General features: G+C 57.3%; 20 protein-coding genes. 11 read left to right on the top strand and 9 right to left on the bottom strand.

The window, feature by feature from the left end:
• Nucleotides 1-35 precede the first annotated feature (35 nt).
• Nucleotides 36-644, top strand: coding sequence for a methyltransferase domain-containing protein (locus ACO079_RS02270; protein WP_421791477.1), 609 nt, complete (start codon nucleotides 36-38; stop codon nucleotides 642-644).
• Here the strand turns inward: ACO079_RS02270 and ACO079_RS02265 are convergent.
• The 3 genes from ACO079_RS02265 to ACO079_RS02255 all read right to left on the bottom strand — a co-directional run bounded on the left by ACO079_RS02265 (nucleotide 625) and on the right by ACO079_RS02255 (nucleotide 5,966).
• A complete protein-coding gene (locus tag ACO079_RS02265; RefSeq protein ID WP_421791476.1) occupies nucleotides 625-2,052 on the bottom strand; it encodes an MATE family efflux transporter in 1,428 nt (475 codons plus the stop codon). The two genes, ACO079_RS02270 and ACO079_RS02265, sit on opposite strands and share 20 nt — an antisense overlap.
• Before the next feature lie 82 nt (nucleotides 2,053-2,134).
• The gene (locus tag ACO079_RS02260; protein WP_421791475.1) at nucleotides 2,135-4,414 is read right to left on the bottom strand and encodes an NADP-dependent malic enzyme; all 2,280 of its coding nucleotides are present in this window, start codon (nucleotides 4,412-4,414) and stop codon (nucleotides 2,135-2,137) included.
• A 28-nt stretch (nucleotides 4,415-4,442) separates the two neighbouring features.
• The gene (locus ACO079_RS02255; protein WP_421791474.1) at nucleotides 4,443-5,966 is read right to left on the bottom strand and encodes an NAD(P)H-hydrate dehydratase; all 1,524 of its coding nucleotides are present in this window, start codon (nucleotides 5,964-5,966) and stop codon (nucleotides 4,443-4,445) included.
• 128 nt (nucleotides 5,967-6,094) lie between these two features.
• Between ACO079_RS02255 and ACO079_RS02250 the strand changes: the two genes are divergently transcribed.
• The 10 genes from ACO079_RS02250 (at nucleotide 6,095) to ACO079_RS02205 (ending at nucleotide 20,122) form a co-directional block, all read left to right on the top strand.
• The gene (locus ACO079_RS02250; RefSeq protein WP_421791473.1) at nucleotides 6,095-6,433 is read left to right on the top strand and encodes a P-II family nitrogen regulator; all 339 of its coding nucleotides are present in this window, start codon (nucleotides 6,095-6,097) and stop codon (nucleotides 6,431-6,433) included.
• Nucleotides 6,434-6,484: 51 nt separating this feature from the next.
• The gene (gene glnA, locus ACO079_RS02245) at nucleotides 6,485-7,888 is read left to right on the top strand and encodes a type I glutamate--ammonia ligase (protein WP_421791472.1); all 1,404 of its coding nucleotides are present in this window, start codon (nucleotides 6,485-6,487) and stop codon (nucleotides 7,886-7,888) included.
• Nucleotides 7,889-8,047: 159 nt separating this feature from the next.
• Nucleotides 8,048-11,254 (top strand): autotransporter domain-containing protein, encoded by a 3,207-nt coding sequence (locus tag ACO079_RS02240; RefSeq protein ID WP_421791471.1) that lies wholly within the window; start codon nucleotides 8,048-8,050, stop codon nucleotides 11,252-11,254.
• A 48-nt stretch (nucleotides 11,255-11,302) separates the two neighbouring features.
• Nucleotides 11,303-11,902 carry a hypothetical protein gene (locus ACO079_RS02235; protein ID WP_421791470.1) on the top strand — a complete coding sequence of 200 codons (600 nt, stop codon included), beginning with the start codon at nucleotides 11,303-11,305 and terminating at the stop codon, nucleotides 11,900-11,902.
• Nucleotides 11,903-11,941: 39 nt separating this feature from the next.
• The gene (parE, locus tag ACO079_RS02230; RefSeq protein WP_421791469.1) at nucleotides 11,942-13,993 is read left to right on the top strand and encodes a DNA topoisomerase IV subunit B; all 2,052 of its coding nucleotides are present in this window, start codon (nucleotides 11,942-11,944) and stop codon (nucleotides 13,991-13,993) included.
• 69 nt (nucleotides 13,994-14,062) lie between these two features.
• The gene (locus ACO079_RS02225; protein WP_421791468.1) at nucleotides 14,063-15,478 is read left to right on the top strand and encodes an amidohydrolase; all 1,416 of its coding nucleotides are present in this window, start codon (nucleotides 14,063-14,065) and stop codon (nucleotides 15,476-15,478) included.
• Nucleotides 15,478-16,746, top strand: a complete 1,269-nt coding sequence (locus ACO079_RS02220) for an amidohydrolase family protein (protein WP_421791467.1) — start codon at nucleotides 15,478-15,480, stop codon at nucleotides 16,744-16,746. Before ACO079_RS02225 ends, ACO079_RS02220 begins: the two co-directional genes overlap by 1 nt.
• A 118-nt stretch (nucleotides 16,747-16,864) precedes the next feature.
• Nucleotides 16,865-18,184: a DEAD/DEAH box helicase gene (locus tag ACO079_RS02215; RefSeq protein WP_421791466.1), complete on the top strand. Its 1,320-nt coding sequence runs from the start codon at nucleotides 16,865-16,867 to the stop codon at nucleotides 18,182-18,184.
• Between the two features lie 115 nt (nucleotides 18,185-18,299).
• Nucleotides 18,300-19,349, top strand: coding sequence for a GGDEF domain-containing protein (locus tag ACO079_RS02210; protein ID WP_421791465.1), 1,050 nt, complete (start codon nucleotides 18,300-18,302; stop codon nucleotides 19,347-19,349).
• 53 nt (nucleotides 19,350-19,402) lie between these two features.
• Nucleotides 19,403-20,122, top strand: coding sequence for a TMEM175 family protein (locus ACO079_RS02205; RefSeq protein ID WP_421791464.1), 720 nt, complete (start codon nucleotides 19,403-19,405; stop codon nucleotides 20,120-20,122).
• Here ACO079_RS02205 and ACO079_RS02200 read toward each other — a convergent pair.
• The 6 genes from ACO079_RS02200 to sufC form a co-directional block, all read right to left on the bottom strand.
• Nucleotides 20,101-20,706 carry a glutathione S-transferase N-terminal domain-containing protein gene (locus ACO079_RS02200; RefSeq protein WP_421791463.1) on the bottom strand — a complete coding sequence of 202 codons (606 nt, stop codon included), beginning with the start codon at nucleotides 20,704-20,706 and terminating at the stop codon, nucleotides 20,101-20,103. The genes ACO079_RS02205 and ACO079_RS02200 overlap by 22 nt on opposite strands.
• 82 nt (nucleotides 20,707-20,788) lie before the next feature.
• On the bottom strand, nucleotides 20,789-21,136 hold the full coding sequence (locus ACO079_RS02195) for a HesB/IscA family protein (protein ID WP_421791462.1): 348 nt from the start codon (nucleotides 21,134-21,136) through the stop codon (nucleotides 20,789-20,791).
• A gap of 10 nt (nucleotides 21,137-21,146) precedes the next feature.
• Nucleotides 21,147-21,566, bottom strand: a complete 420-nt coding sequence (locus tag ACO079_RS02190) for an SUF system Fe-S cluster assembly protein (RefSeq protein WP_421791461.1) — start codon at nucleotides 21,564-21,566, stop codon at nucleotides 21,147-21,149.
• 9 nt (nucleotides 21,567-21,575) lie between these two features.
• Nucleotides 21,576-22,814, bottom strand: a complete 1,239-nt coding sequence (locus ACO079_RS02185) for a cysteine desulfurase (protein ID WP_421791460.1) — start codon at nucleotides 22,812-22,814, stop codon at nucleotides 21,576-21,578.
• A complete protein-coding gene (locus ACO079_RS02180) occupies nucleotides 22,811-23,914 on the bottom strand; it encodes a SufB/SufD family protein (RefSeq protein ID WP_421791459.1) in 1,104 nt (367 codons plus the stop codon). Before ACO079_RS02180 ends, ACO079_RS02185 begins: the two co-directional genes overlap by 4 nt.
• Nucleotides 23,915-23,922: 8 nt before the next feature.
• A complete protein-coding gene (gene sufC / locus ACO079_RS02175; protein WP_421791458.1) occupies nucleotides 23,923-24,678 on the bottom strand; it encodes a Fe-S cluster assembly ATPase SufC in 756 nt (251 codons plus the stop codon).

The following is a 24,678-nucleotide window of genomic DNA, read 5'->3' as shown; positions in this document are numbered from 1 at the left end:
CTAGCTGAGAGGCAATCGGGCAAGGGAAACGCAACATGTCCAACACAGAGGCCGATCGTTCGCCGATGGATTGGGAACAACGCTTCAGAGACAACACCACGCCTTGGGAACGTGACGGCCTTCACCCGGCTTTTCTGGACTGGCGGGAACGCGGCGTGTTTGATGGTCTGGGCGCCGTCATTGTGCCGGGTTGTGGCCGGGCACCGGAACTGGCGGCATTTGCCAGGATCGCCGATGACGCCATCGGCGCGGACCTCTCCAGGACCGCTCTTGACTGGCAGCGTAACAAACTCTTTCAGAAAGGCCTGAGCGCAAAACTGATCCATGCCGATATTCTGCTCTGGCGGCCGGAAAATCCGCTCGATGGGGTGTATGAGCAGACGTTTCTATGCGCCATTCCTCCCCGGCTGCGCGAAGAATATGAGCGGGCTGTCTTCGGCTGGCTAAAGCCCGGCGGGCGCTTGTTCGCGCTCTTCATGCAAAAGGACGATCGCGGGGGTCCGCCCTATGGCTGTTCCATCCCGGCAATGCGGCAACTGTTTCCAGAAGCGCGGTGGGACTGGCCAGACGGCGAGCTGACGCCCTACCCGCACCCGTCTTTGAATGGAAAACCGGAACTCGCTGTTATTCTGACACGTCGGTAGCAGGCGCCGCCTCCTGGGCGGGGGCTGCCTGTTTGCGCTGGCGGCGTTTGCGGGCCTCCATCGGGGCACGGAACAAGACATATCCCGCTGTTCCGGCACCAGAGAGAATATTCGCCAGCGCGATGCCGATAATCACACCGATCGGTGCGTCCGCGACAATCCCGCCAATCACCGCGAAAACGGCCATCATGGCGGCGCGGCTGGATGTAATGAAGACACCGTAGCTTGGCCGGCCGAGCCCGTTGAACCCGGCGCTGGCGGCCATGGTGACTCCGTAACCCGCGATCGTCAGAGTCACGAACATCCAGTAGGTCCGGGCGACCTCCTGTCCCATCTCGCTGGGCAGGAAGGCCGGCGCCAGCCAGGGAGCGGCCAGCAGGATGATGACCGCCATTGCCAACGACCAGATCAGACAGAAGAGAAAGCTCTTGGCAAAGGCTTCCCGAACTCTGGATGATATTCCAGCCCCACCATTCTGGCCTGTGACCGGTCCGATAGACGCCGACAAGGCAAAGAGCGGCACGATGGCAAACGCTTCCAGCCGGGCGGCCACGCCAACCCCGCCGACTGCAGCGTCCCCGAATTGCGCCATGCCGAGCGCGCCCATAACGATCGTCAAGGCAAACGGATTGAAGGTGTTTGACGCGGCGGCGGGAAGCCCTACGCGCGCTATCTCTCCCCAGTTATGGAGGAGTTCTTCAAAACCCGGCCAGGAAAAATCAATCAGTTTTTCGCGGAAAACCAGATAGCTGCCTATCATCAAGAAGGTTGCAGCATTTGCCACAACAGTGGCCAGAGCCGCGCCGGATACGCCCCAGCCAAGGCCTGGAAGGCCGAACACGTCTTCGAGGATAAAAAACGGGTCAAGGATCATGTTGATGAAGGCAGCCGCGATCATCATCATCGAAGGCAGAACAGCATTGCCCAGGGCCCGCAAAATATTACTGGCCACCATCGGACCCACGATCAACACAATGCCGCCGAACCAGACCGTCATATAGTCCACAACGTGCGGCATCATGGTGTCGGAAGCGCCGATCAGCCGGAACATGGGTTCGACAAACAGAACGCCCAGAATGGACACAAAACCAACGGCAAGAATGGAAAGGGTCAGAGCATCGGTCGCTGTCCGGCGAATAATGGAATCATCCTTTTCGCCAGCCGCCCGGGACACAACCGAAACCGCTCCTGCGCCCAGACCAATGGAAATACTCATCACCAGCATGGTGACAGGGAACGAAAGCTGTACGGCGGCCTGCTGGCTGGTGCCGAGCGTGCCGACCCAATAGGTATCGACCACTCCGGTGAGCATCATGGCCAGAATGCCAAAACTCATCGGGATCATCATGCGTGAGATATGACCGAAGACCGGCCCTTCGGTCATGTCGCGGGTGGCGCGTCCTGCCATGAATTTCCCCTCTTTATCCCCGCCGGATATAGGGGCGTTCGATGATGATTGCACGTCACGAAGTGATGAGGACGCTTATTGATCAGAGCGCGGATCTGGATGGATCATAAGCGGCCAGACCGGCCAGATTAACGATGTCGGAGACTTTCGCTCCCAAGCGCGCGATCTGGACCGAGGATTCCAATCCCACGGTAATGGGTCCGATCACCGTTGCCGCACCAGCCGCTTTTAACAAGCGAGTTGCGATCGAGGCCGAATGGACGGCCGGCATCACCAGAACATTTGCGGGCTCGGAAAGGCGCGAGAACGGATAGAGCTCGCGATGATCCGGGTCGAGCGCGATGTCGGCCGCCATCTCACCTTCATATTCAAAATCGACGTTCATCTTATCGAGAATGCGCACCGCGCCGGACATTTTTTCGGTCCGTTCCCCGGGCGGGTTGCCAAAGGAGGAATAGGACAAAAAGGCAACTCGCGGCGTCAAACCAAATCGGCGTGCCGTTGCGGCCATTTCAATCGCGATTTCGGCGAGCTCGTCGGAGGTCGGAAACTCGGTTTCGAGCACATCTCCAATCAACAGTGTGCGACCTCTGGATATCGCCGCATTGAGGCCCACAATCCGGCCGTTCTCGACCGGATCAAGCACCAGCCGGATATCATCCATTACAGTCTTGGTGTGCCGGGTGACCCCTGAGACCATGCCATCAGCCTGGCCCATCTTGACCATACAGGCAGAGAACACATTGCGATTTGTGTTCACCAGCCTTTGCGTATCGCGTTTCAGATAACCCTTTCTTTGCAACCGCTTATAAAGCAACTGCGCGTAGTCATAATTATAATCTGACAGACGTGCATTGCAGATTTCAAGCGCGTCTTCGGGAATACCCAGCTCGCGCATATTCGACTGAGCGATGGGTTCCCTTGCGACAAGTATCGGGTGACCCAAACCCTGTTTTTTAAAGGCATAGGCAGCCCGGATCACGCCCGGTGCCTCCCCTTCGGCAAAAACAATGCGCTTGGGCTCGGAGCGGATCGCCACGGTAATGCGTTGCTGCAAGTCCGCAGTTGGATCAGCGCGCTGGGCGAGCGAATGCCGGTAGGCTTCGTCGGCTCTCGGCTCAATCCTTGCCACGCCGGTTTCAACGGCGGCTTTCGCCACGCTGGGTGGAATATGTGTAATGAGCCGCGGATCGAATGGTGTTGGGATGATGTGATCCGGCCCGAATTGCATGCGCGCCTTTTTGTAGGCCGCTGCCACTTCATCCGGGACGTCCTCGCGGGCCAGCGCCGCCAATGCGTGTGCGCAGGCGATCTTCATTTCCTCATTGATGGTACGCGCGCGCACATCCAGCGCACCCCGGAAAATATAAGGAAAGCCGAGGACATTATTGACCTGATTGGGAAAATCAGACCGGCCGGTCGCGATAATGGCATCGGAGCGGACCTCGCGGACGACGTCCGGGCGGATTTCCGGTTCAGGATTGGCCATGGCGAAAATGATCGGATCCTTGGCCATGGACTTGACCATTTCCCGCGATATCGCCCCGGCAGCCGAAAGGCCAATCAGGCAATCGGCCCCCTTCACCACGTCTTCCAACGTACGCAGTTTTGTTTTCACCGCTTGATCGGCAAGACGCGGATGCAGGCCCTCCCGGCCTTCATAGACCACGCCGTCAATGTCGACGACGATACATCTCTCCTTGTTCACACCCATGGACTGAAGAAGCTCAATGACAGAGAGCCCCGCCGCCCCTGCCCCGACCAGCACGACATTCAGGTCCTTGAGCTTCTTGCCGGCGATTTCGCACGCATTTATCAGACCAGCGGCGGCAATAATGGCCGTGCCGTGCTGGTCATCATGAAAAACCGGAATATCGAGCTTCTCGCGCAGGCGCCGCTCTATTTCAAAGCATTCCGGACTGCGGATATCTTCGAGATTGATACCGCCGAAACTGTCGCCAAAGCCCGCCACGCAGTCAACGAACTGATCTGGATCGGTATAGTTTACCTCGATATCGAAAGCATCGATATCGGCAAAGCGTTTGAACAAGACCGCCTTGCCCTCCATCACCGGTTTTGACGCCGCGGCTCCCAGATTGCCCAGGCCCAGAATGGCCGTGCCATTGGAGACAACCGCGACCATATTGCCTTTCGACGTATAATCGTAAGCCGCATCCGGATTCGCCGCGATGGCCTTCACGGGAACCGCTACGCCCGGCGAATAGGCCAGCGAAAGATCGCGCTGGGTCGCCATCGGTTTGGTAGGTTGCAGCGCCAGCTTTCCAGGTGTTGGCCGCTGGTGAAAGGCGAGCGCCTCACGGTCGAACTCCGAAAGGTCCGGGCGCGTCTTGTCGTCAGCCATGTTCGCTCCGATTTGGTATGTCGACCTGTTATGGGTGTTTGCTGCCGTGGATCAAAGCCTTTCGTGCGGCTTTTCTGCGTTGTTCCCGAATAAGACCCTGAAGAATGCCGGGAATGGCGTCCGGCAAGTCTTCGGCGATCAGCCCTGCGCCCAGACGAAGTCCGGCCTCTCCGTGTATCCAGGCCGCCATGCAGGCTGCTTCAAAGCCGATATGCCCTTGCGCCAGGAAGCCCCCGATCATTCCGGCCAACACATCTCCAGAGCCCGCCGTTGCCAGGGCTGGCGAGGCATGCACATTCACGCGCACGCCGCGTTCCGGGTGAGCGATGACGGTATCAGCGCCTTTCAGGAGAACCGTGCAGCCGGCCCGCTCGGCGGCACTGCGCACCTGATCGATCTTGTTGAAACGGCCATCGGCCAATTCCGGAAACAGGCGCGCGAACTCGCCCTCATGAGGCGTCAGCACATCATTCGTCCGCAAATGCTTGAACAGGTGATCAGCATCGTCTTCAAAACTCGTGAGTGCGTCAGCATCCAGCACGAGAGATGCAGGCCGCGATGCAGCCGCGATCACACGTGTCTTTGTTGCTTCGCCGACGCCGTTGGCCGGGCCAATTACAACCGCGCTGGCGCGGCGCGCATCGAGTGCTTCCAGAAAGCTCTCTACATCCTCAAACCGTTGAAGCATTACCGCGGTTGAGTGCAGGGCATTGACCTGCATCGCCGCAGGCGGACTGAACAGGGTGACAAGCCCGGCCCCTGACCGCAGTCCGGCTATCGAAGCTAGACGCGCGGCGCCGGTCTGGCTTGGAGCGCCAGAGACCACGCAAAGGCGGCCTTTTTGATGTTTGTGGGTGTCTGCAGCTGAACTTACCGGTGAAGCCAGCCAGATCTCCGGCGAGTTGATTTCTGCCACCGGTTCTATTTCCTCGTCCCAACCTGCCGGTATGCCAATATCGGCAACTACAATCTCTCCGCACAGGCTCGCCGATGGCTCGAGCAGGTGCGCGGGTTTCGGCTGATGAAAGGTTACCGTCAGGTCGGCCGCAAAGTTACCGAGCAACTGGCTGAACTTTGTCCCGGCAATGGCACCGCGATCTCCATGTATTCCTGATGGCAGATCGACGGATACGAGCGGGATGCCTCCAAGTCGCAGCTTCTGCGCGATTTTGGCTATGTCTTGCGAAATCGGCCGTGATAGCCCGGCGCCAAACACCGCATCGATGACCAGCTCGTAGAGATCCACCCTTATCTCATCGAAGGACAGCCTCAGGCCATTCCATTGGCTCAGCATCTGTGCGGCATCGCCGGAATAGGCCTTATCTGGAATTAAACTGGCGACATCCACCGGCCATCCCGAATCGGCAAGATGACGCGCTGCAACAAAACCATCGCCGCCATTGTTGCCAGGACCACAAAGCACCAGCGTCTTGCGAGGCGACCAACGCGCGGAGGTGGCCTGCGCAACCGCCGCCCCCGCCTTTTCCATAAGGGTTAGCCCACTGATGCCATGCGCCACCGCAAACGCGTCGGCGGCGCGATGATCGTCCACGGAGAGAATTTTTGAAGAAGGGGGATGCATTTTTTTCAAAAACCCGTTTATGCTGCATGTGCGTAATACGTTGGCGGGCTGGACTCTCGCCTGTGTTGCTATAACTCGTCAAACACGAGTGGGGGGCCATGAAAAAGATTGAAGCCATCATCAAACCGTTCAAGCTCGATGATGTGCGCGACGCGCTGCAGGAAATCGGCGTGCAAGGCATGACGATCACTGAGGCCAAGGGCTTCGGCCGCCAGAAAGGCCATTCCGAGCTTTATCGCGGCGCGGAATATGTCATTGACTTTCTGCCCAAGGTCAAACTCGAGATTGTTGCCCCCGAACAGCGCGTCGACGCGATTGTAGAAGCTATCCAGAATGCCGCCCGAACCGGACGGATCGGCGATGGCAAAATCTTTGTTTCCCCGATTGATCAAGCTATCCGCATCCGGACCGGCGAAGCCGATGAGACTGCCCTTTAAGTTTCCGAACTCACCTCACCACCCCTAGCCCCAAAATGGAGCCCAATTGCAATGTCCAGCGACATTCTGAAGAAAATCAAAGACGAAGACATCGAGTTTGTTGATCTGCGTTTCACCGATCCGCGCGGTAAAATGCAACACGTCACCTTTGACGTCTCGATGGTGGATGAGGACTTTTTTGAAGACGGCGTCATGTTTGACGGCTCTTCGATCAATGGCTGGAAAGCCATCAATGAATCCGACATGACGATGATGCCGGATACCGATGTTGCTGAAGTTGATCCGTTTTACCAGAACAAGACCCTGGCGCTGTTCTGTGACATCCTTGAGCCCGGAACCGGCAACGCCTACAACCGCGACCCGCGGACAACGGCCAAGAAGGCTGAAGCTTATCTGAAGTCGTCCGGTACAGGCGACACCATTTATATGGGGCCCGAGGCCGAGTTCTTCGTTTTTGACGATGTGCGCTGGTCCACCGATCAGCAAAACACGGGCTATGCCGTGGATTCAGAGGAAGGCCCCTATAATTCAGGCCGCCAGATCGAAGGCGGCAATATGGGTCATCGCCCGGGTCCAAAAGGCGGGTACTTCCCGGTTCCGCCAATTGATTCCGGACAGGACATGCGTTCGGAAATGCTGGCGGTCATGACCGAGCTGGGCCTTGAGCCTGAAAAGCACCACCATGAAGTGGCGCCTTCACAGCATGAGCTTGGCATGAAATTCAATACGCTCACGCGGATGGCAGACAACCTCCAGCTCTACAAATATATCGTCCACAATGTGGCGCACGCCTATGGCCGCACGGCAACCTTCATGCCCAAGCCGATCCACAAGGATAACGGTACGGGTATGCACGTGCACCAGTCGATCTGGAAAGATGGCAACCCGCTATTTGCGGGTGACAAGTATGCGGATCTATCCGAAAGCTGCCTGCATTATATTGGCGGCATCATCAAACATGCGCGGGCGATCAACGCGTTCGCAAACTCAACCACCAATTCCTACAAGCGCTTGGTGCCCGGCTATGAAGCCCCGGTTCTGCTGGCCTATTCAGCACGCAACCGTTCGGCATCGATCCGTATTCCCTACACGCCATCGCCAAAGGGCAAGCGGATTGAAACGCGCTTCCCGGATCCGGCTGGCAACCCCTATCTGACCTTCGCCGCTCTGCTGATGGCGGGACTTGATGGCATTGAGAACAAGATCCATCCCGGCGATGCGATGGATAAGGATCTTTATGACCTGCCGGCAGAGGAATTGCAGGATATCCCGACAGTTTGCCGCTCGCTGCGCGAAGCCATCGAGGCACTCGATTCTGACCGTGACTTCCTGAAAAAAGGAAATGTCATGGATGATGATCAGATCGATGCCTATCTTGATCTTAAACTGGAAGAGGTCGAGCGCTTCGAGATGCATCCGCATCCAGTTGAATTCGACATGTATTACAAAGCCTAAACAAGCTTTTCTGCTTTTGGAGACGGCCGGAGCAACCCCATGCTCCGGCCGTTTTCATTGCTCAGCAGCGATGCAAGGTCGACGCGCCGGATTTGCTCGGCTAAACCTTCACGCCACTGTGCTTTTTTTGACCCCGTGTCCTCAAGTCCGAGAGTCGTCATGCGTCAACGTCTATTGATCTCGACCGCCCTTTGCGCCGCTGTCATCACGCCTGCCACCTTTGCCGACACCACTGTCGATGAAGCGCGGACAACGGCGTTGCGGACGTCCACCGCAAATAGCGGTCAACCGGACAATCTGATCATCGGATCAAACGGTCGAGTCACGATCTCCAGCGAATCCGAGGGTGGCGGCCCGGCTGTCACGATAGATAGCGACAGCGACTTCACCAATAATGGCACCATCGAAGACACAACCGGCGGCGATAATGTTACAGCCCTCCTGATCAATGGGGGGACGACTTCCAATGTCATCAATAATGGCCGCATCAGCTTATCAGGCACGACGTTTGCCACGGATACCGATGGCGACGGCGATCCGGATGGCGCGGGCACTACTGGCGAGAACCGGGTCGGCATCCTGGTCGATGATCAGGGCACGTTCACAGGAACAATCACCAATGGTGAAATCGGCGTCATTGATGTCAACGGAAACAATTCCGCCGGCATCCGGACGCTCTCGCTTGTGGATGGCAGCATTATTAATGAGGGTGCCATCAATGTCTTTGGTGCAAATTCCTACGGCATTGATATCGCAGGCGGCCTGACCGGCGACATCCGTCTGAATGGCGGCCTGATATCAGCCACCGGTGAAAACTCGTCCGCCGTTCGTATCCGCAGTGATATCGCAGGGATCTTCCTGTCCAGCGCGACTCTCTCGGGAACCGGATATCGGTATGTGTCCAATCCGGACGAAGACGGTGAATTTGTTCTCGACGAAGACGACACGCTGTCCTCCTCTGCTGTGCTTTATATTGGCGGTAGCCTAGGCCGCGGCCTTTATCTGGCTGGATCTGGTTTCACAGGCGGTGCGGTTTCGCGGATCAATCAACGATCGGCTATGCCTGCGCTCTGGATCGCGCCGACCGAAGATAATGCCAGCAATATTGTCCTGGGCCTCATTTCGATCCCCGGCGACCCCAACGATGAGAATAGCGAGGATTTCTCGCTTAACTACGGTTTCGTCAATGAGGGCCTGATCGAAGCCAATGGAATATTTGACGGCTTCACGGCAACAGCTGTGCTGATTGAAGGCCGCATGGTCGGAAACACGCTTTACACGACCACCCTGGAAGGCGGGCTGTTGAATTCCGGAACCGTTTTGGCAATCTCCGAAGAAGGCGAAGCGACTGCCTTCCAGATTGGCCGGGGCGCAAGCATGCCGGTCTTCGAAAACTCAGGCATTATCCGTTCGACAACCTTCGGCCAGAATTCGAACACGCTGGGCATCGTTATTCTTGAGGGTGCCAATGTGCCGATTCTCCGGAACTCGAACACGCTGAGCGTGATTTCGCAGGGTGCCGCGAGTGCGACGGGGATTGTTGATCAATCCAATACGCTGGGGCTGATTCAGAACACAGGCGCTATCCTCGCAACTGTCGGCGGAAACTCCACCGTGTTCCCGACTGATTCTGCCAGCAGCCTTGATGGCGGTACGCCGGCAAATTCGGCCGCCCGGACAGCCATTGATGTGTCCAGCTCGACGATTGACGTGACTTTCCAACAGCTGGCTTCACCGGAAGGGTCCGCCATTACTGATCCGGCGGTTCGTGGTGATATCCGCCTTGGATCCGGCAATGACACTGTGGACCTTCAGGCCGGGTTTATCGATGGCGACATCTATTTCGGCGCCGGAGCTGACACGCTGACGCTGGATAATGGCGCTGCTGTGATCGGATCGTTGAATGATAGCGATGGCGATCTTTCGATCACCGTCAATCAGGGTCAGATCGAGCTTCAGAATACCGAAACGCTTCAATTGCGTGAGGCCATCTTCAATGACGGTTCCCGGCTGATTTTTGATCTCGGATCGTCTGCCCAGGGCACGCAGTTCATCAATGCGAGCGAAACCGTCACGATCAATGACGGTACGACGATCACCGCGTCGCTGGATAATCTCATTGGTGAAGGGGCAGAGTTCATCGTCCTTGCGGCGAATAATCTGGTGATCAATGCCGCAATTGACTCATTGCAGGATACGAGCGCGCCTTACCTGTACAACACCCGCATTGACCGCGACCCCAATGATGCAAATCAGCTTGTTCTCACCTTGCGCCGCAAGTCCTCTGATGAGCTGGGAATGCACGAGAACCGGGCCGCCGCCTATGAAGCGGCTTTTACGGCCTGGACGGACCGCGAAGAACTCGGTGCGGCCTTTGCGTCGCTCAGCAGCGCAGCAGACTTCTTCGAAGCCTACGACCAGCTGCTGCCCGAATACGCGGCAAGCGCAATCCAGTTTGCTGTGGCCAGCAATGACAGCGCGATCGGTGCCCTTTCGAGCCGTCTGGATGCCGCGCGCCGCAGCCCCGATCAGACTGCCGGCATCTGGATTCAGGAATTCGGCTATTTCGCGGATCGCGAGCAATCTGCCTTCGGCCCGGGATATCGGGGACAGGGTGTGGGCGTTGCCGCCGGTATTGACCGGCCATTTGGTCCCTTCTACGCCGTGGGCTTGAATCTTGTTGGTGCAGCCAGCGATATCGAGGAGTCGAATGGTGTCGATGAGCCCATGACGGCTCTGACCGGTCAGCTTGGCGTCTATGGCGGCGTTGATTTCGGCGGCGCTATTTCCGGCGAATTCTATGCCGGTGCCGGTGTCGACAGTTTTGAAACGGAGCGCCGGGTTCTGATCGGTGCCTTTGACCAGACGGCAACGGCTGACTGGACCGGCTACCACTATGCGGGTTCTGCGCGCTTCACCCGGGATTTTGAGGTCGGCAACTGGTATATGCGCCCGGCGGTTTCGGTCGACTATCTGCGCCTGTTTGAAAGCGCCTATTCTGAAACCGGTGGCGGGGCCGGCATCGATCTGATCGTGGATGACCGCGAAACCTCGACCTTCTCGTCAACCGCCAGCTTTACGGTCGGCGGTATGTTCGGCTCGCGCATCAGCTGGTGGTCGCCACAACTGCGTCTGGGCTATCGCAATGATTTCTCCAGCGAAGCGGCGATTACCAATGCGCGATTTGCTGGCTATAACAATGAATTCTCGTTCCGCTCGGAAGACTTGCCGGGCAGCGGCCTCATTGCAGGTTTCGGTATTCAGGCGGGCTCGGAATACTCCACCTTCTCGTTTGATTATGATGCCGATCTGCGCGATGGATTTGTGCGTCACACAGCCCGTCTGGTTTTGCGTCTCGTTTTCTAGGGAAACGCCCAGTTAACCGGCATCTGGCTTAAAAAGGGCATGCATTTATTGCGTGCCCTTTTTCTTTGCTTGGGACTGGCCGTTTTGGCGGGTTGCGGCCACGCGCCCCCGTCACAAACCCATGATGCCTGCCTGATACTGGAAGATAACCGGTCCTGGTGGCGGGCTTTGCAGCGCACGGAAGATCGTTGGGGCATGTCGCCAGGACTGCAGCTGGCGATTTTAAAGCGGGAATCTTCGTTCGATGCGAATGCCCGCCCTGCCCGGCAACGTCTTTTCGGTATCATTCCGGGCCGGCGTCCCTCATCAGCCTATGGCTATGCCCAAGCGCTCGATTCCACCTGGGACTGGTACAGAGAGGAAACCGGACGCCGCTTTGCCGACCGGGATGACTTTGCCGATGCGGTCGATTTTGTGGGCTGGTACGGGCATATGAGTACAAGGCTTTCCGGCATTCCCATCAATGATGCGCGCAACCAATACTTTGCCTATCACCAGGGACACACGGGATATAATAATGGCACCCATCGCGGCATCAGCTGGCTGAGCAGAGCGGCAGGTCAGGTTGCCGATGATGCAGCCCGCTACAACAGTCAGATTTCACAATGCCGCAGACGGCTGAACCGGCGTTTCCTCGGAGTGTTCTAAATCTCCCCAACCTGAAGCGACTCGGGCAATATCGAACCCATGAGCGCCAAACCTGAACAAGACGATCTGTTTTCCCAAGCTGCAGCCCCTTCGCCTGCGCCCAAGCCGGACTCTGATCCAGCCCCGAAGCCAAAGGCTTCATCAGAGGGGTATGACGCTGATTCTATCGAGGTACTGGAAGGGCTGGAGGCCGTCCGGCGCCGCCCCGGTATGTATATTGGCGGCACTGACGAGCGCGCACTCCATCACCTGTTTGCTGAAGTGCTGGACAATTCCATGGACGAGGTCGTGGCAGGCCATGCCGATCGCATCGACGTTCATATGGATGTCGATGGGGCCGTGACGGTGACAGACAATGGACGCGGCATACCGGTCGGTCCTCATCCCAAATTCAGGGATAAATCGGCCCTCGAAGTGGTCTTCACGACGCTGCACGCAGGCGGCAAGTTTTCCGACAAATCTTACAAGACTGCTGGTGGTTTGCACGGTGTCGGCGCTGCCGTCGTCAATGCGCTTTCCGACCGGTTAGAAGTGGAAGTTGCCCGGGAAAAAACGCTCTGGCGGCAAGTTTTCGAACGAGGCCATGCGCTCGGCCCCATTGAAAAGGTCGGCGCTGCGCCGAACCGCCGCGGCACCAGCGTCAAATTCAAGCCCGATGCGGAAATCTTTCAAGGCCGGGCGCAATTAAAACCGGCCCGCCTGTTTGCGATGGCGCGCTCGAAAGCGTTTTTGCGCCGCGGCGTCGCGATCCGCTGGTCATGCGATCCCGCGCTTGTAGAAGGCGGCGATACGCCGGCTGAAACCGTGCTGAACTTCCCCGGCGGGCTGTCGGATCGGCTTGCCGAAATCATCGGCACCAAAAGCCAGGTGACACAGGCTCAGTTCTCTGGCCGGATTGAAAAGGAAGAAGGCCACGGTGCCGTTGAATGGGCCGTTTCCTGGTCGCTTGTTGGTTTCGGGGATGCAGATGGTTTTATCCAGTCCTACTGCAACACGGTTCCAACGCCCCAAGGCGGATCTCACGAACAGGGTTTGCGCAATGCGCTAACCAAAGGGCTTCGGGCTTATGCCGAACTGGCTGGCGTTAAAAAAGGCGGCCTTGTCACCCCCGAGGATGTGATGGGAGGGGCCGGCGCGCTTGTTTCCGTTTTCATTCACGACCCGGAATTTCAAGGTCAGACCAAGGATCGCCTCGCCACGCCGGAAGCGACCAAAATCGTTGAGGCGTCTGTCCGGGACCGGTTTGATCACTGGCTGGCGGGCTCACCGAAGGAAGCGGACATCCTCTTACAATGGGTGATCGAGCGGGCCGAAGACCGGATGCGCCGGCGCAAGGAGAAGCAGGTCAAACGCCAGACCGCCTCCAGAAAACTACGCCTTCCGGGCAAGCTGGCAGATTGTTCTCGCTCCGGCTCGGATGATACCGAACTTTTTATTGTGGAGGGTGATTCGGCCGGTGGCTCCGCCAAACAGGCCCGCAATCGTGAAACCCAGGCCATTCTCCCCCTTCGCGGGAAAATTCTGAACGTGGCGTCGGCGACAGCCGACAAGATGGCCGCCAACCAGGAAATCAGTGATCTTTTGCTCGCGCTGGGCGTTCAAACCGGATCCAAATTCAATCCGGATGATCTGCGATATGAGCGGATCATTATCATGACCGATGCCGATGTAGACGGCGCGCACATAGCCGCACTTCTAATCACCTTTTTTTACACCGCCATGCCGCGCCTGATCGAAGCCGGACGGCTGTATCTGGCGCAACCACCGCTGTATCGCCTCACCCAGGGCTCGAAAACCGTCTATGCCCGTGATGATGATCATCGCGAGGAGCTGCTGAAATCCGAATTCAAGGCCGGCAGCAAAGTCGATGTCGGGCGCTTCAAGGGTCTTGGCGAAATGACCCCGGCGCAACTGAAGTCGACCACCATGAACCCCGCTTTACGGCAGCTGGCGCGGGTCACATTCGATGCCTCCGGACGCCCGGCTTTCGAGGCTCTGGTCGAAACCCTGATGGGCAAAAAAGCAGAGCTGCGTTTTCAGTATATCCAGGATCACGCCCCGCAATTTGCGAATTCGGCGCTGGACGTTTGACGCGGGCCGCAAGTCAGGTTTCAATAAACCCAGTAATTTTACGGGTTTGTGACCTGGGGGCAGGAATAAATGAAAATTCATTGGCAAAGTTGGCCAGCCGTACTGACAGCAGGTTTGCTAGCGGCCTGTGCTGCGGAACAGTCTGACAGCAGCACCGACGAAACGCAGAGTGGCGATACTGACGTCGTTCGAATCAATCTTGACCCGTATCCCTCGACCTATTCGCCGCAGCCTAGCGGTCCCATTCTGATCACAGGCGCCACGGTGTTTGATGGCGTCGGCGGCGAAATCGAAAATGGTGACGTGTTGGTCGAGAATGGCCGCATCACGGCGGTCGGACAGGGACTGGAAGCGCCGGAAGGTGCCACGATCGTTGATGCGTCCGGACGTTATGTCACGCCTGGCGTCATCGATATCCACTCACATCTGGGCGACTACCCCACTCCGGCCCTCGAAGCTCACTCTGATGGCAATGAACTGACCCAACCCAACACCGCCGAGGTATGGGCCGAGCACTCGGTCTGGCCGCAAGATCCCGGCTTTGCCCGTGCGCTGGCAGGCGGTGTGACCACGCTTCATATCCTGCCGGGCTCTGGCAATCTGTTTGGCGGCCGTGGCATCACCCTGCGGAACGTGGCCTCCCGAACGGTTCAGGGCATGAAGTTTCCGGATGCGCCGTACTCGCTAAAAATGGCGTGTGGAGAAAACCCGGCCCGGGTCTATGGCAATCGCGGGACCTCTCCTGCGACGGATATGGGGAATATGGCCGGCTACCGGGCGCACTGGATTCGGGCATCGGAATACCGCGATAGCTGGCATGATCACTGGGACGATCCGGATAACAATGCAGCGCCCACGCAAGACCTCGAGCTTGATACCATGATGGGTGTTCTTGAAGGTGATATCCTCGTTCAAATGCACTGCTATCGGGCCGACCAGATGGCGCAAGTCATCGATCTGATGGCCGAGTTTGATTACCAGGTCACAACATTCCACCACGCGGTTGAGGCCTACAAAATTCCCGATTTGCTGGCCGAGGCCGACATTTGCGCCGCTGTCTGGGCGGATTGGGGTGGCTTCAAAATAGAGGCCTACGACACGGTCCGCGAAAATCTGGCGCTTACCCATGCAAACGGGGCCTGCGCGATGATCCATTCGGATGATCCCCTGGGAATCCAGCGGCTAAATCAGGAAGTGGCGAAGGCGCTCGCGGATGGACGCCGCATGGGGCTGGAAATCAGCGATGGTGATGCTGTTTCATGGTTTACGGCGAACCCGGCGCGCGGACTTGGCATTTTCGATCAAACCGGCTCCCTCGAGGCCGGCAAGCGCGCCGACATTGTGATCTGGTCAGCGCATCCGTTTTCGACCTACGCCCAAGCGGATCACGTTTATATCGACGGGGCGTTGATGTTCGATCGGGCCAATGATGTGCAACCGGTAAGCGATTTTGACATCGGCCAAATTGGCGAAGGAGACGACTAATGAAAACGCTCATTTCGCTCATTGCCGCAACGGCTGCGCTGACAAGCGCTGCGGCTGCACAGGACCTGGCCATTCTCAATGGCCGCGTGATTACGAATTCTGATCAGGGTCAAATCGAAAATGGGGGCGTTCTCATCCGCGACGGGTTGATTGTCTCTGTGGGCGCGAATATCGAGGTGCCGGACGGGCTTCCGACCATCGACGCAGATGGCGGTTGGATTACGCCTGGGATTTTTGCCCCCTTCACCCAACTTGGCCTGATCGAGATCGCTCTGGAAGATTCGGCTAATGATGCGTCGGCCGATGACAGCCCGTTTTCTGTCGCGCTTGATGTTGAAGACAGCTTCAACCCCAATGGCGGGTATATTGAAACCAGCCGGCTTGAAGGCATCACGCGTTTCGCTGTCGTCCCGGCAACAGGTGAAACAATTTTCGGCGGCCGGGGCGCATTGGCCAATGCCAGCGGTGAGATGGATTCGCTCTTTGAAACACAGAGCTTCGTCTATGCAGATCTCAGCCAGTCAGGCGCCGGGAATGCCGGAGGGTCGCGATCCGCAGCCTGGGCCTATCTTGAAGCCGCTTTTGGGGATGCCCGCGCCTATCCGGGCCGTTATGCCGCCGGAAATGGAGATGTGTTGAATCGGTATGATGCCGGTGCGCTCGTCGACGTTGTCCGAGGACGTGTCCCGATGATCATGCAGGTCAACCGGGCCGTTGATATTCGGCGCGCCATCCGGTTCGCTGAGGAGAATTCTCCGCTGCAATTGGTAATTTATGGCGGCGCTGAAGCGTGGATGGTCGCCGATGAACTGGCCGACGCCGGTATCCCTGTTCTGATGGATCCAATTGCCAACCTGCCATTCTCCTTTGATGCGTTGGGCTCAACGCTGGAATCAGCGGCGCGTCTGAATGCGGCCGGAGTTGCCGTAGCCTACACCACCCAAACGGCTGATGGTTATTTCAACGCTAGACTATTGCCTCAACATGCCGGCAATGCCGTAACCAATGGGGTCCCGTGGGACGAGGCCTTCCGATCGATTACCTTGGTGCCCGCGCAAATCTATGGCGTTGACGATCAGTTCGGCGTCCTGGGCGCGGGCTATGTGGCTGACGTCGTCGTCTGGGATGGTGACCCTCTGGAAGTTATGTCGGCGCCGGTGCATGTGATTATCGATGGGCAGCAAACCGAGCTGAGCACACGGCAAACGCGGCTCGCAGAACGCTATGCTGACATGGATGACACAACACGGTTTGGATATCGGCGCTAGAGGCCTGTCCTGATTGACACATTGGGCGGCGTTCGTATGGTGCCGCCAACTTTATGGGCGGTCGCGTTTTTCATGAAGACGCGGCCGTCAATCTATCAGGGCGGAAGATAGCCAACGCATGCCAACCTTCGCAGAGCTCGGTCTCGGTCAAAAACTCCTCGATGCGCTGGATGCGGTCGGATATAAAGAACCTACGCCCATCCAGGCTGGGGCAATTCCCCCTGCTCTCGCGGGTAAAGACGTGCTCGGCATTGCTCAGACGGGAACCGGAAAGACCGCTTCCTTTACGCTGCCATTGATCGAGAAACTGTCGAAAGGCCGCGCCAAGGCACGGATGCCGCGATCGCTCATACTCTCGCCGACCCGTGAACTGGCCGCCCAGATCGCCGATAATTTTGATAATTACGCCGCCACGACCAAGCTTACCAAAGTCCTGTTGATTGGCGGCGTTGCCTTCGGACCGCAAGAAGACATTCTGAACAAGGGTGCCGATGTCGTTATCGCTACCCCGGGGCGCCTGCTCGACCAATTCGAGCGCGGCAAGGTGCTCTTGAATGGTGTCCAGGTTCTGGTGATCGATGAGGCCGACCGCATGCTGGACATGGGCTTCATCCCGGATATTGAGCGGATTCTCAAAACCCTTCCTGCGCGGCGTCAAACCCTGTTTTTCTCGGCCACCATGCCACCGGAAATCCAGTCGCTGGTGGATCAGTTCATGCACGCACCGGAACGTGTCGAGGTGTCAAAACCGGCGACCACCGCGTCTACCATTACGCAGCTTCTGGCGCGGACTAATGACAAAACACCCAAAGTAAAGCGGGACATGTTGCGCCTCGCCATCGACCGCGATGGAGTGAAGAACGGCATAATTTTCTGCAACCGCAAACGCGACGTGGATATTGTTGCGCGGTCTCTGAAGAAGCATGGTTTTTCGGCATCGCCTATCCATGGCGATCTGGATCAGTCCACGCGAATGGCGACGCTTGAGGCCTTCAAGTCTGGCGAGTTGCGATTTTTGGTGGCCAGCGATGTGGCTGCGCGCGGCCTGGACATTCCTGCTGTCAGCCATGTTTTCAACTATGACGTCCCGCACAACGCCGATGATTATGTCCACCGGATCGGCCGAACCGGGCGCGCCGGCATGTCGGGCGAAGCCGTTACCATCGCGGCGCCAGGAGACGAAAAAAATCTCGCCGCCGTCGAAAAAATGATTGGCAACGCCATAGAGCCGGCTGACTTCGCCAAGCCATCGCAGTCCGCCGCAAAGCCGGCGTCAAAACAGTCAAAGCCGAAGGCCGACAGTGCGCCCAAGCCGGCTCAAAAACAAAAATCACCCGCATCCAAGCGGCCGGCGAAAAAGAAGCCAGACGAGAAATCGTCGAACGACCGGGTTCTTGGCTTTGGCAACGAAGTGCCTGCGTTTTTCGACATCAGGTAAACCGCTCAGGCGCGTTGTTTACCGGTCCTTTGTTTTTGTAACGCACATTGCGAATCGAGGGTGCTGTGTTGATCGATGCAGCAGGCAACAGTTTTACAGACTGAAGGGGTTCGCTGTGAACGGACGCATGCAAGGGCCAGAAGGCCGCACCATTGCAAAAGAAGCGCTTGAAACGATGGAGCGCTATGATATTGCGCCGACGGCTGAAAACTACGCTGTTTTCTCCAGTTTCGCTGCAGATTCGGTTCCTGAGCTTTGCGAAGCGGTTTCAAGCCGCCTTGAGAAGAACGAACCCCTGGACCAGGCGTTCTGCGACAAGCTGTATGAAGAGCACTTCGCGATCGCGCGCATCCAGGAAATTGTCATGGCCAGCTCTGGCGCCATGAACAAGGAATTGCAGCAGGTCCGGGAAACGTTGAAAGCCGCCGAACAGCATACGGCGGAATATGGCGAACAACTGGCGGGCGCAGAAACGGCGATGGGCGATGATGCAGATCCCAATGAGGTGCGCGGCGTTATCCAATCCCTCGTCGCTGCAACAACCCGGATGCAGCAACGGTCAAAAGAGCTGGAAAACAAACTTCAGGAAACATCCAGCGAAGTCGTGAAACTTCGTTCGAACCTGGAGCGCGTTCGCGAAGAAGCCATGACTGACGCGTTGACGGGCATTGCGAACCGCAAACGATTCGACGAAATGCTGCGTAAGGGCCGCAGGTCGGCAGAAACAAATGATGACGAGATGTGCCTCATCATTTGCGACATCGATCACTTCAAACGATTCAATGATACCTGGGGCCATCAAACCGGCGACCAGATTATTCGCTTTGTGGCTGGCTGTATGACACGCAACGCGAAAGATCATCACACTGTTGCGCGATATGGCGGGGAAGAATTTGCTATCGTTCTGCCCAAAACCGGGCTTCCGGAAGCCAATGCAATCGCCGAGAAAATCCGGAGTACAGTTGAAAGCAAGCGACTATTGCGTAAGTCAACGAGCGAAGATCTTGGCAACATCACCATCTCGCTGGGCGTCTCGCTCTATCGCAATGGTGAAGCCGTTGAGGAATTGATCGAGCGGGCCGATGCCAATCTTTACAAATCAAAGAAAGGCGGGCGTAACCGGGTCACAACCGACAGCGCCAATGCCGGAAGGGCTGCTGCCTAGAAGTCTTACAAATTGATGCGTAGATTAAGCCCCGGTTTAACCGGGGCTTTTTCGTGACCAAATCCATATCTTCCGAAAAACACTTTACCTGGCGCGGACGTGATGTCACGCGCCTGGAAAACTTGTCGGACATCGTCTTCGCGCTGTCGCTAACATTGATCGTCGCGTCATCGGTGCCAACCAATTTTGATGCTCTGGTCGCGCTGTGGCGAGAGGCCATCGCCGTTGCTTTCTGTTTCGCCCTTATTCTGCTGATCTGGTCCAAACACCACGCCTTTCACCGACGCTACGGACTGGATGACGGCCCGACCGTGTTCTTGAACTCGATCGTACTCTTCTTGATCATGATCTTTGCCTATCCGCTGAAATACCTGGCGCTTTTCATGGTGAACTTCTTCACCGGCTATTTTGAAAGTGGACCGCAGATTATGGCGGTGATGCCGTTGGATCGCGTGGATATCTTCATCACAATCTATTCCGTCGGCTATGCCGCCGTTTTTGGTATTTTTGCGCTACTTTATGCCCATGCATTGAAACGCGCGGACGATTTGGAACTGACCGAGGCCGAGCGCATTCTGACGCGGCTGGAAGTTGATCAGGGCATTAGCGCAATCATCATTTCAAGTCTGGCGGCGATCATCGCGCTTTCATTGCCCGATCGCTGGTCCCCGGTAGGCGGTGCAACCTACTTCCTGATTGGGCCAGTGATGATGTGGCTCACGCGACGCGCGCGAAAGCGGGCAGATACGGTTCAGGATTCGGCGGGCGGCTGAGTATCGCGGAAGGATGGCCGCTCCGCCCACTTGTCATAAAACGCTGTCAGGCGATCGCGGCCCTTACGCCACTCACTTTCCGGATAACGGAAATCGAGATAGCCGAGCGCAACAGCGATCGCCATGGCCCCGAGATCGAATGCACCCGCGAATTTTTCGGCTTCGCTTTCCAACAGGTCGAGCGAGCGTGCAATTCCCGCTTCCTGACGTTCAATCCAGAAATCAAATCGCTTGTCTTCCGGACGTGTGGTTTCAATTCGGCGTCCAACCGTCAGATCAAGCATCCCATCCGCAATTGCCTGAAAACGAAGCACGCGCCAACGGGATGTGCCGGACGCGGGAATCCAGCGCTCTGAGTCGAGGCTGTCGATGTATTCACAGATCAGCGGGCTATTAAAAAGCGGCGCGGCATCATCCCGGATCAGGGCCGGAACCTTGCCAAGCGGGTTGATTTTCAGCAACGCCGCCGGGTTATCCAGCGGCATGGCGTCGATTTCCTCGATCCGCTGCGTCAGCCCCTGCTCACGGATGAGCACCCGGCATTTCCGGGCATAAGGTGAAGTATCCGTTTTAAGCAATTGCACCTGACAGTCCCTTGAATATCGTCCCGGGAATCTACCGGCATATCGCGGTTTCGCGACCTGCTTTTAGCAGTGTTTCAGCCACCTAGGATGGCTGGACAGGGACCAGAGTGACGCTTTCGCCACAACCGCATGCATCCGTTTCATTTGGATTACGGAAGACGAATTTGGACGAGATCGGCGTAACGTCCCAGTCGATCTCGGACCCCAGCAAAAACAGGAGCGAGGTGGCATCCACCACAATCGTTACGCCCTTGTCTTCCACAACCTCGTCCATCGGCTCGGGCTCGGCCACGTATTCCATGACGTATTCCATACCCGCACAGCCGCCCTTTTTAACGCCGACGCGCAAATAGCCAGCTCCGCGCGACGCCATAATGTCCTTCACGCGGTCAGCGGCCGAATCGGAAATGGTGAGTGCCTGTTTGCTCATGGAAAAGCCCTTATAGCATGTTGAGCGACAAGCGCGCTTCGTCTGTCATCCGGTCCGGCGTCCAGGGCGGTTCGAACGTCAAATCGACCTTCACCTTCTCGACGCCCTCGACCTGTGCGGCAGCATCATGCACCCACATCGGCATTTCACCCGCCACCGGACAGCCCGGCGCGGTCAGCGTCATCTGAATCTTGAGTGTGCGGTCATCGTCCAGATCGACCTTGTAGATCAAACCAAGCTCGTAAATATCGACCGGAATCTCCGGATCGAAAACCGTTTTCATAGCCGCGACAACATCCTGGGTGATACGCTCCAGCTCGTCAGCGGGAATATTGGAGGCCGATGACGGCGTTTCCACCGCAGACGCGTCCGGCGTTTCCGCCGGAGCAGCCGAAGTGAGGTCAATCATGTCGCGTGCGGTATCGGTCATTCTACACTCTTAAATGAGAAAGCTTTTGGCTTTGTTCAATGCCTCAAGGAAGGCATCAACTTCTTCGGCCGTATTATAGATCGCAAAGCTGGCACGCAGGGTAGAATCCACGTTGAAGCGTCGCATCAGCGGTTGCGCGCAGTGATGCCCGGCCCGAACAGCCACGCCATATTTATCCAGCAATTGCGCCAGGTCATGGGCGTGTGCACCCTCCACCGCGAAGGACAGGATTGCGCCCTTGTCCTGAGCCGTGCCGATCAGCTTCACCCCATCGACATCGGCCATGCCTTGCATGGCCCGATCCAGAAGCGCACGCTCATGCGCCATCACTTCGGCCCGATCGAAATGCGACACCCAGTCAATCGCCGCACCCAAACCGATCACATCCGCAATCGCAGGCGTTCCGGCTTCAAATTTGTGCGGAACATCCGCCCAGGTAGAGTGATCCTCGTAAACATCGGCGATCATTTCACCTCCACCCTGCCAGGGCACCAGACGATCTAGCCAGTCACCCGCCGCGTAAAGCGCGCCCGCACCTGAAGGCCCATAAAGCTTGTGACCGGTGAAGACGAAGAAATCACAGCCCAGCTCGGTGACATTAACCGGCAAGTGAACCGCAGATTGCGAGCCATCCAGCAGAACTGCAGCGCCATTATCATGCGCCAGTCGTACGATACGCTCAGCCTGATTGACGGTGCCCAATACGTTGGACATGTGAACCAGAGCGACCATCCTGGTCCGCTCGGACATCAGGGCCATCAGCGCGTCATAGTCCAGCTCGCCGGTTTCTGTGACCGGGCACCATTTCACGACAGCGCCGGCACGCTGGGCAGCCAATTGCCAGGGCACGATGTTGGAATGGTGCTCCATCTGGCTGATGACAATTTCATCTCCCGGTTTCAGCGATTGACCAAAACTGTTGGCGACGAGGTTGATCGCCTCGGTCGCGCCGCGCGTCAAAACGATCTGATCGGCGCGTTCCGCGCCGAGGAAGCTGGCGATCTTCTCCCGCGCGCCTTCAAAGGCTTCAGTGGCCTCATTGGCCAGCGTATGCAGACCGCGATGCACATTGGCATAGGACGAGCGGTAAACATTCGCGACCGCCTCAATCACCGCCTCCGGCTTTTGCGCAGACGCGGCATTGTCCAGATAAACAAGTGGATTGCCGTTAATCTCGCGCTGCAGGATCGGGAATTCAGTCCTGACGGCGTTGATATCCAGCGTTTTCACAGGGGTCATCGCGGTCATAACAAGCCTTTCAACCGGTTGGAAATCCGGCTTTGCAGCGTGTCTTTCGTTTTCTCATGTGCGACCGCATCGAGCGTTTCGTCCAGGAAACTTTCGAGCAGCAGGCGCCGTGCATCGGCCTCGGGCAGGCCGCGCTGACGCATGTAAAACATCGCCATTTCATCAAGCGTGCCAATGGCATTGCCGTGGCTGCACACAACATCGTCCGCGTAGATTTCCAATTCAGGCTTTGCATCGATTTCAGAGCGTTCATCGATCAATATGCCCTTATGGGTCATTTCCGCATCGGTCTGCTGAGCCGCCTGCTCTACGTGGATCTTACCCTGGAAAACGCCCCGGCCGCCGCCATGGGCGATGCCTTTTGTAAGCTGCCGCAGTTTTCCACCAGGGCCGGTCATCTTCACAATCGTCGAAAAATCGGCATGGCGTTCGGGCCCGGCCAGATATGCTGCATTCAGCGTCGCCGATGCCCCCTGACCTGGATGCGACACGCGGGTTTCCTGCCGGAAAAAACGGCTGCCGAAGGTAAGACTGGTCTGGCTGAAGGTTGAGTCCGGAGACAGGCTGATTGATGACGACAACAACCAGGCCGTATCGGTGACATCATCCGTCAATACGATGCGGTTTACCTCGGCACCCGGGTCGAGCTGATAATCGACGGCGCTGATCGCAAACGCCTCCTCTGCACTGCGATATCGTTCGAGGACCGTGCATTTCACATTGGACGCGACAGAGACAATAATTGAAGCCGCTGACAAGCCAGCGCCCGAACCCAGATCAAGGTTATGAACGCCGCCGAGATGGAAGCGGTAGATCGCGGTTTGCGTTGCAATACCATGCGCCAGAGCGCCCGGCGAAAACGTATCATCGAGCTTGAAGTCAATTTCAGCCCATTGCGGCCGCACATCGGATTGCAGCTGAACGCTGTGCTCACGCGTCACATTGCGCGCTGCGGCCCGCAAATCACTCCACTTCCAGGCCTCGCTGCGTTTGTTGGGCAAACCATTCGCCAGCAATTGGCCGCGCAAATCCTTGCGCCAGCCGGTCTTGCCTTCCAGCAGGCTGATCAGCAGAGATTCGCCGCTATTGGGTTTGAACATCGCTCCCATCAGGCCGCCCGCACATATTTGTCGTAGCCTTCGGCCTCGAGCTCCTTGGCGAGTTCCGGGCCCCCGCTGGCGACGATTTTGCCATCGCTCATCACGTGAACCGTATCCGGCGTGATGTGGTCGAGCAGGCGCTGATAGTGCGTGATGACCAGCATGCCGCGCTCAGGTGAGCGCAACGCGTTAACGCCATCGGACACAACTTTCAGCGCATCAATATCCAGTCCGCTGTCGGTTTCATCGAGAATCAGAAAGCGCGGTTCCAGCACGGCGGCCTGCAGGATTTCGAGGCGTTTCTTCTCACCTCCAGAAAACCCCACATTCAAAGGCCGCTTTAACATATCAGGAGAAACATTTAAAAGTTTTGCTTTTTCCCGAACTTTCTTGAGTAATTCCGGTGCTGGCAGCTCCTCCTCACCGCGCGCGATACGCTGGGCATTCAGCGCTTCCTTCAGGAAGGTCAGCGTCGGCACGCCGGGAATTTCCACGGGGTATTGGAAAGAGAGGTACAAGCCTTTGGCAGCGCGCTCTTCGGGTTCCAGCTCGGCAATGTCCTCGCCCTCATAATGGATGCTGCCATCGGTGACTTCATAGCCATCCCGGCCCGTCAGCACGTAGGACAACGTCGATTTTCCTGAGCCGTTCGGGCCCATAATGGCGTGCACCTCTCCCTTGGGGACCGTCAGATCCAGCCCTTTCAGAATGGGTTTCGGCGCGTCTTCACCCACAGTGGCGTGGAGGTTCTTGATTTCAAGCAT

Source organism: Hyphobacterium sp., from assembly GCF_965228115.1.
GTDB lineage: Bacteria > Pseudomonadota > Alphaproteobacteria > Caulobacterales > Maricaulaceae > Hyphobacterium.
Note: the sequence above shows the minus strand (reverse complement) of the source record. Positions and strands in the feature narration are given on the sequence as shown.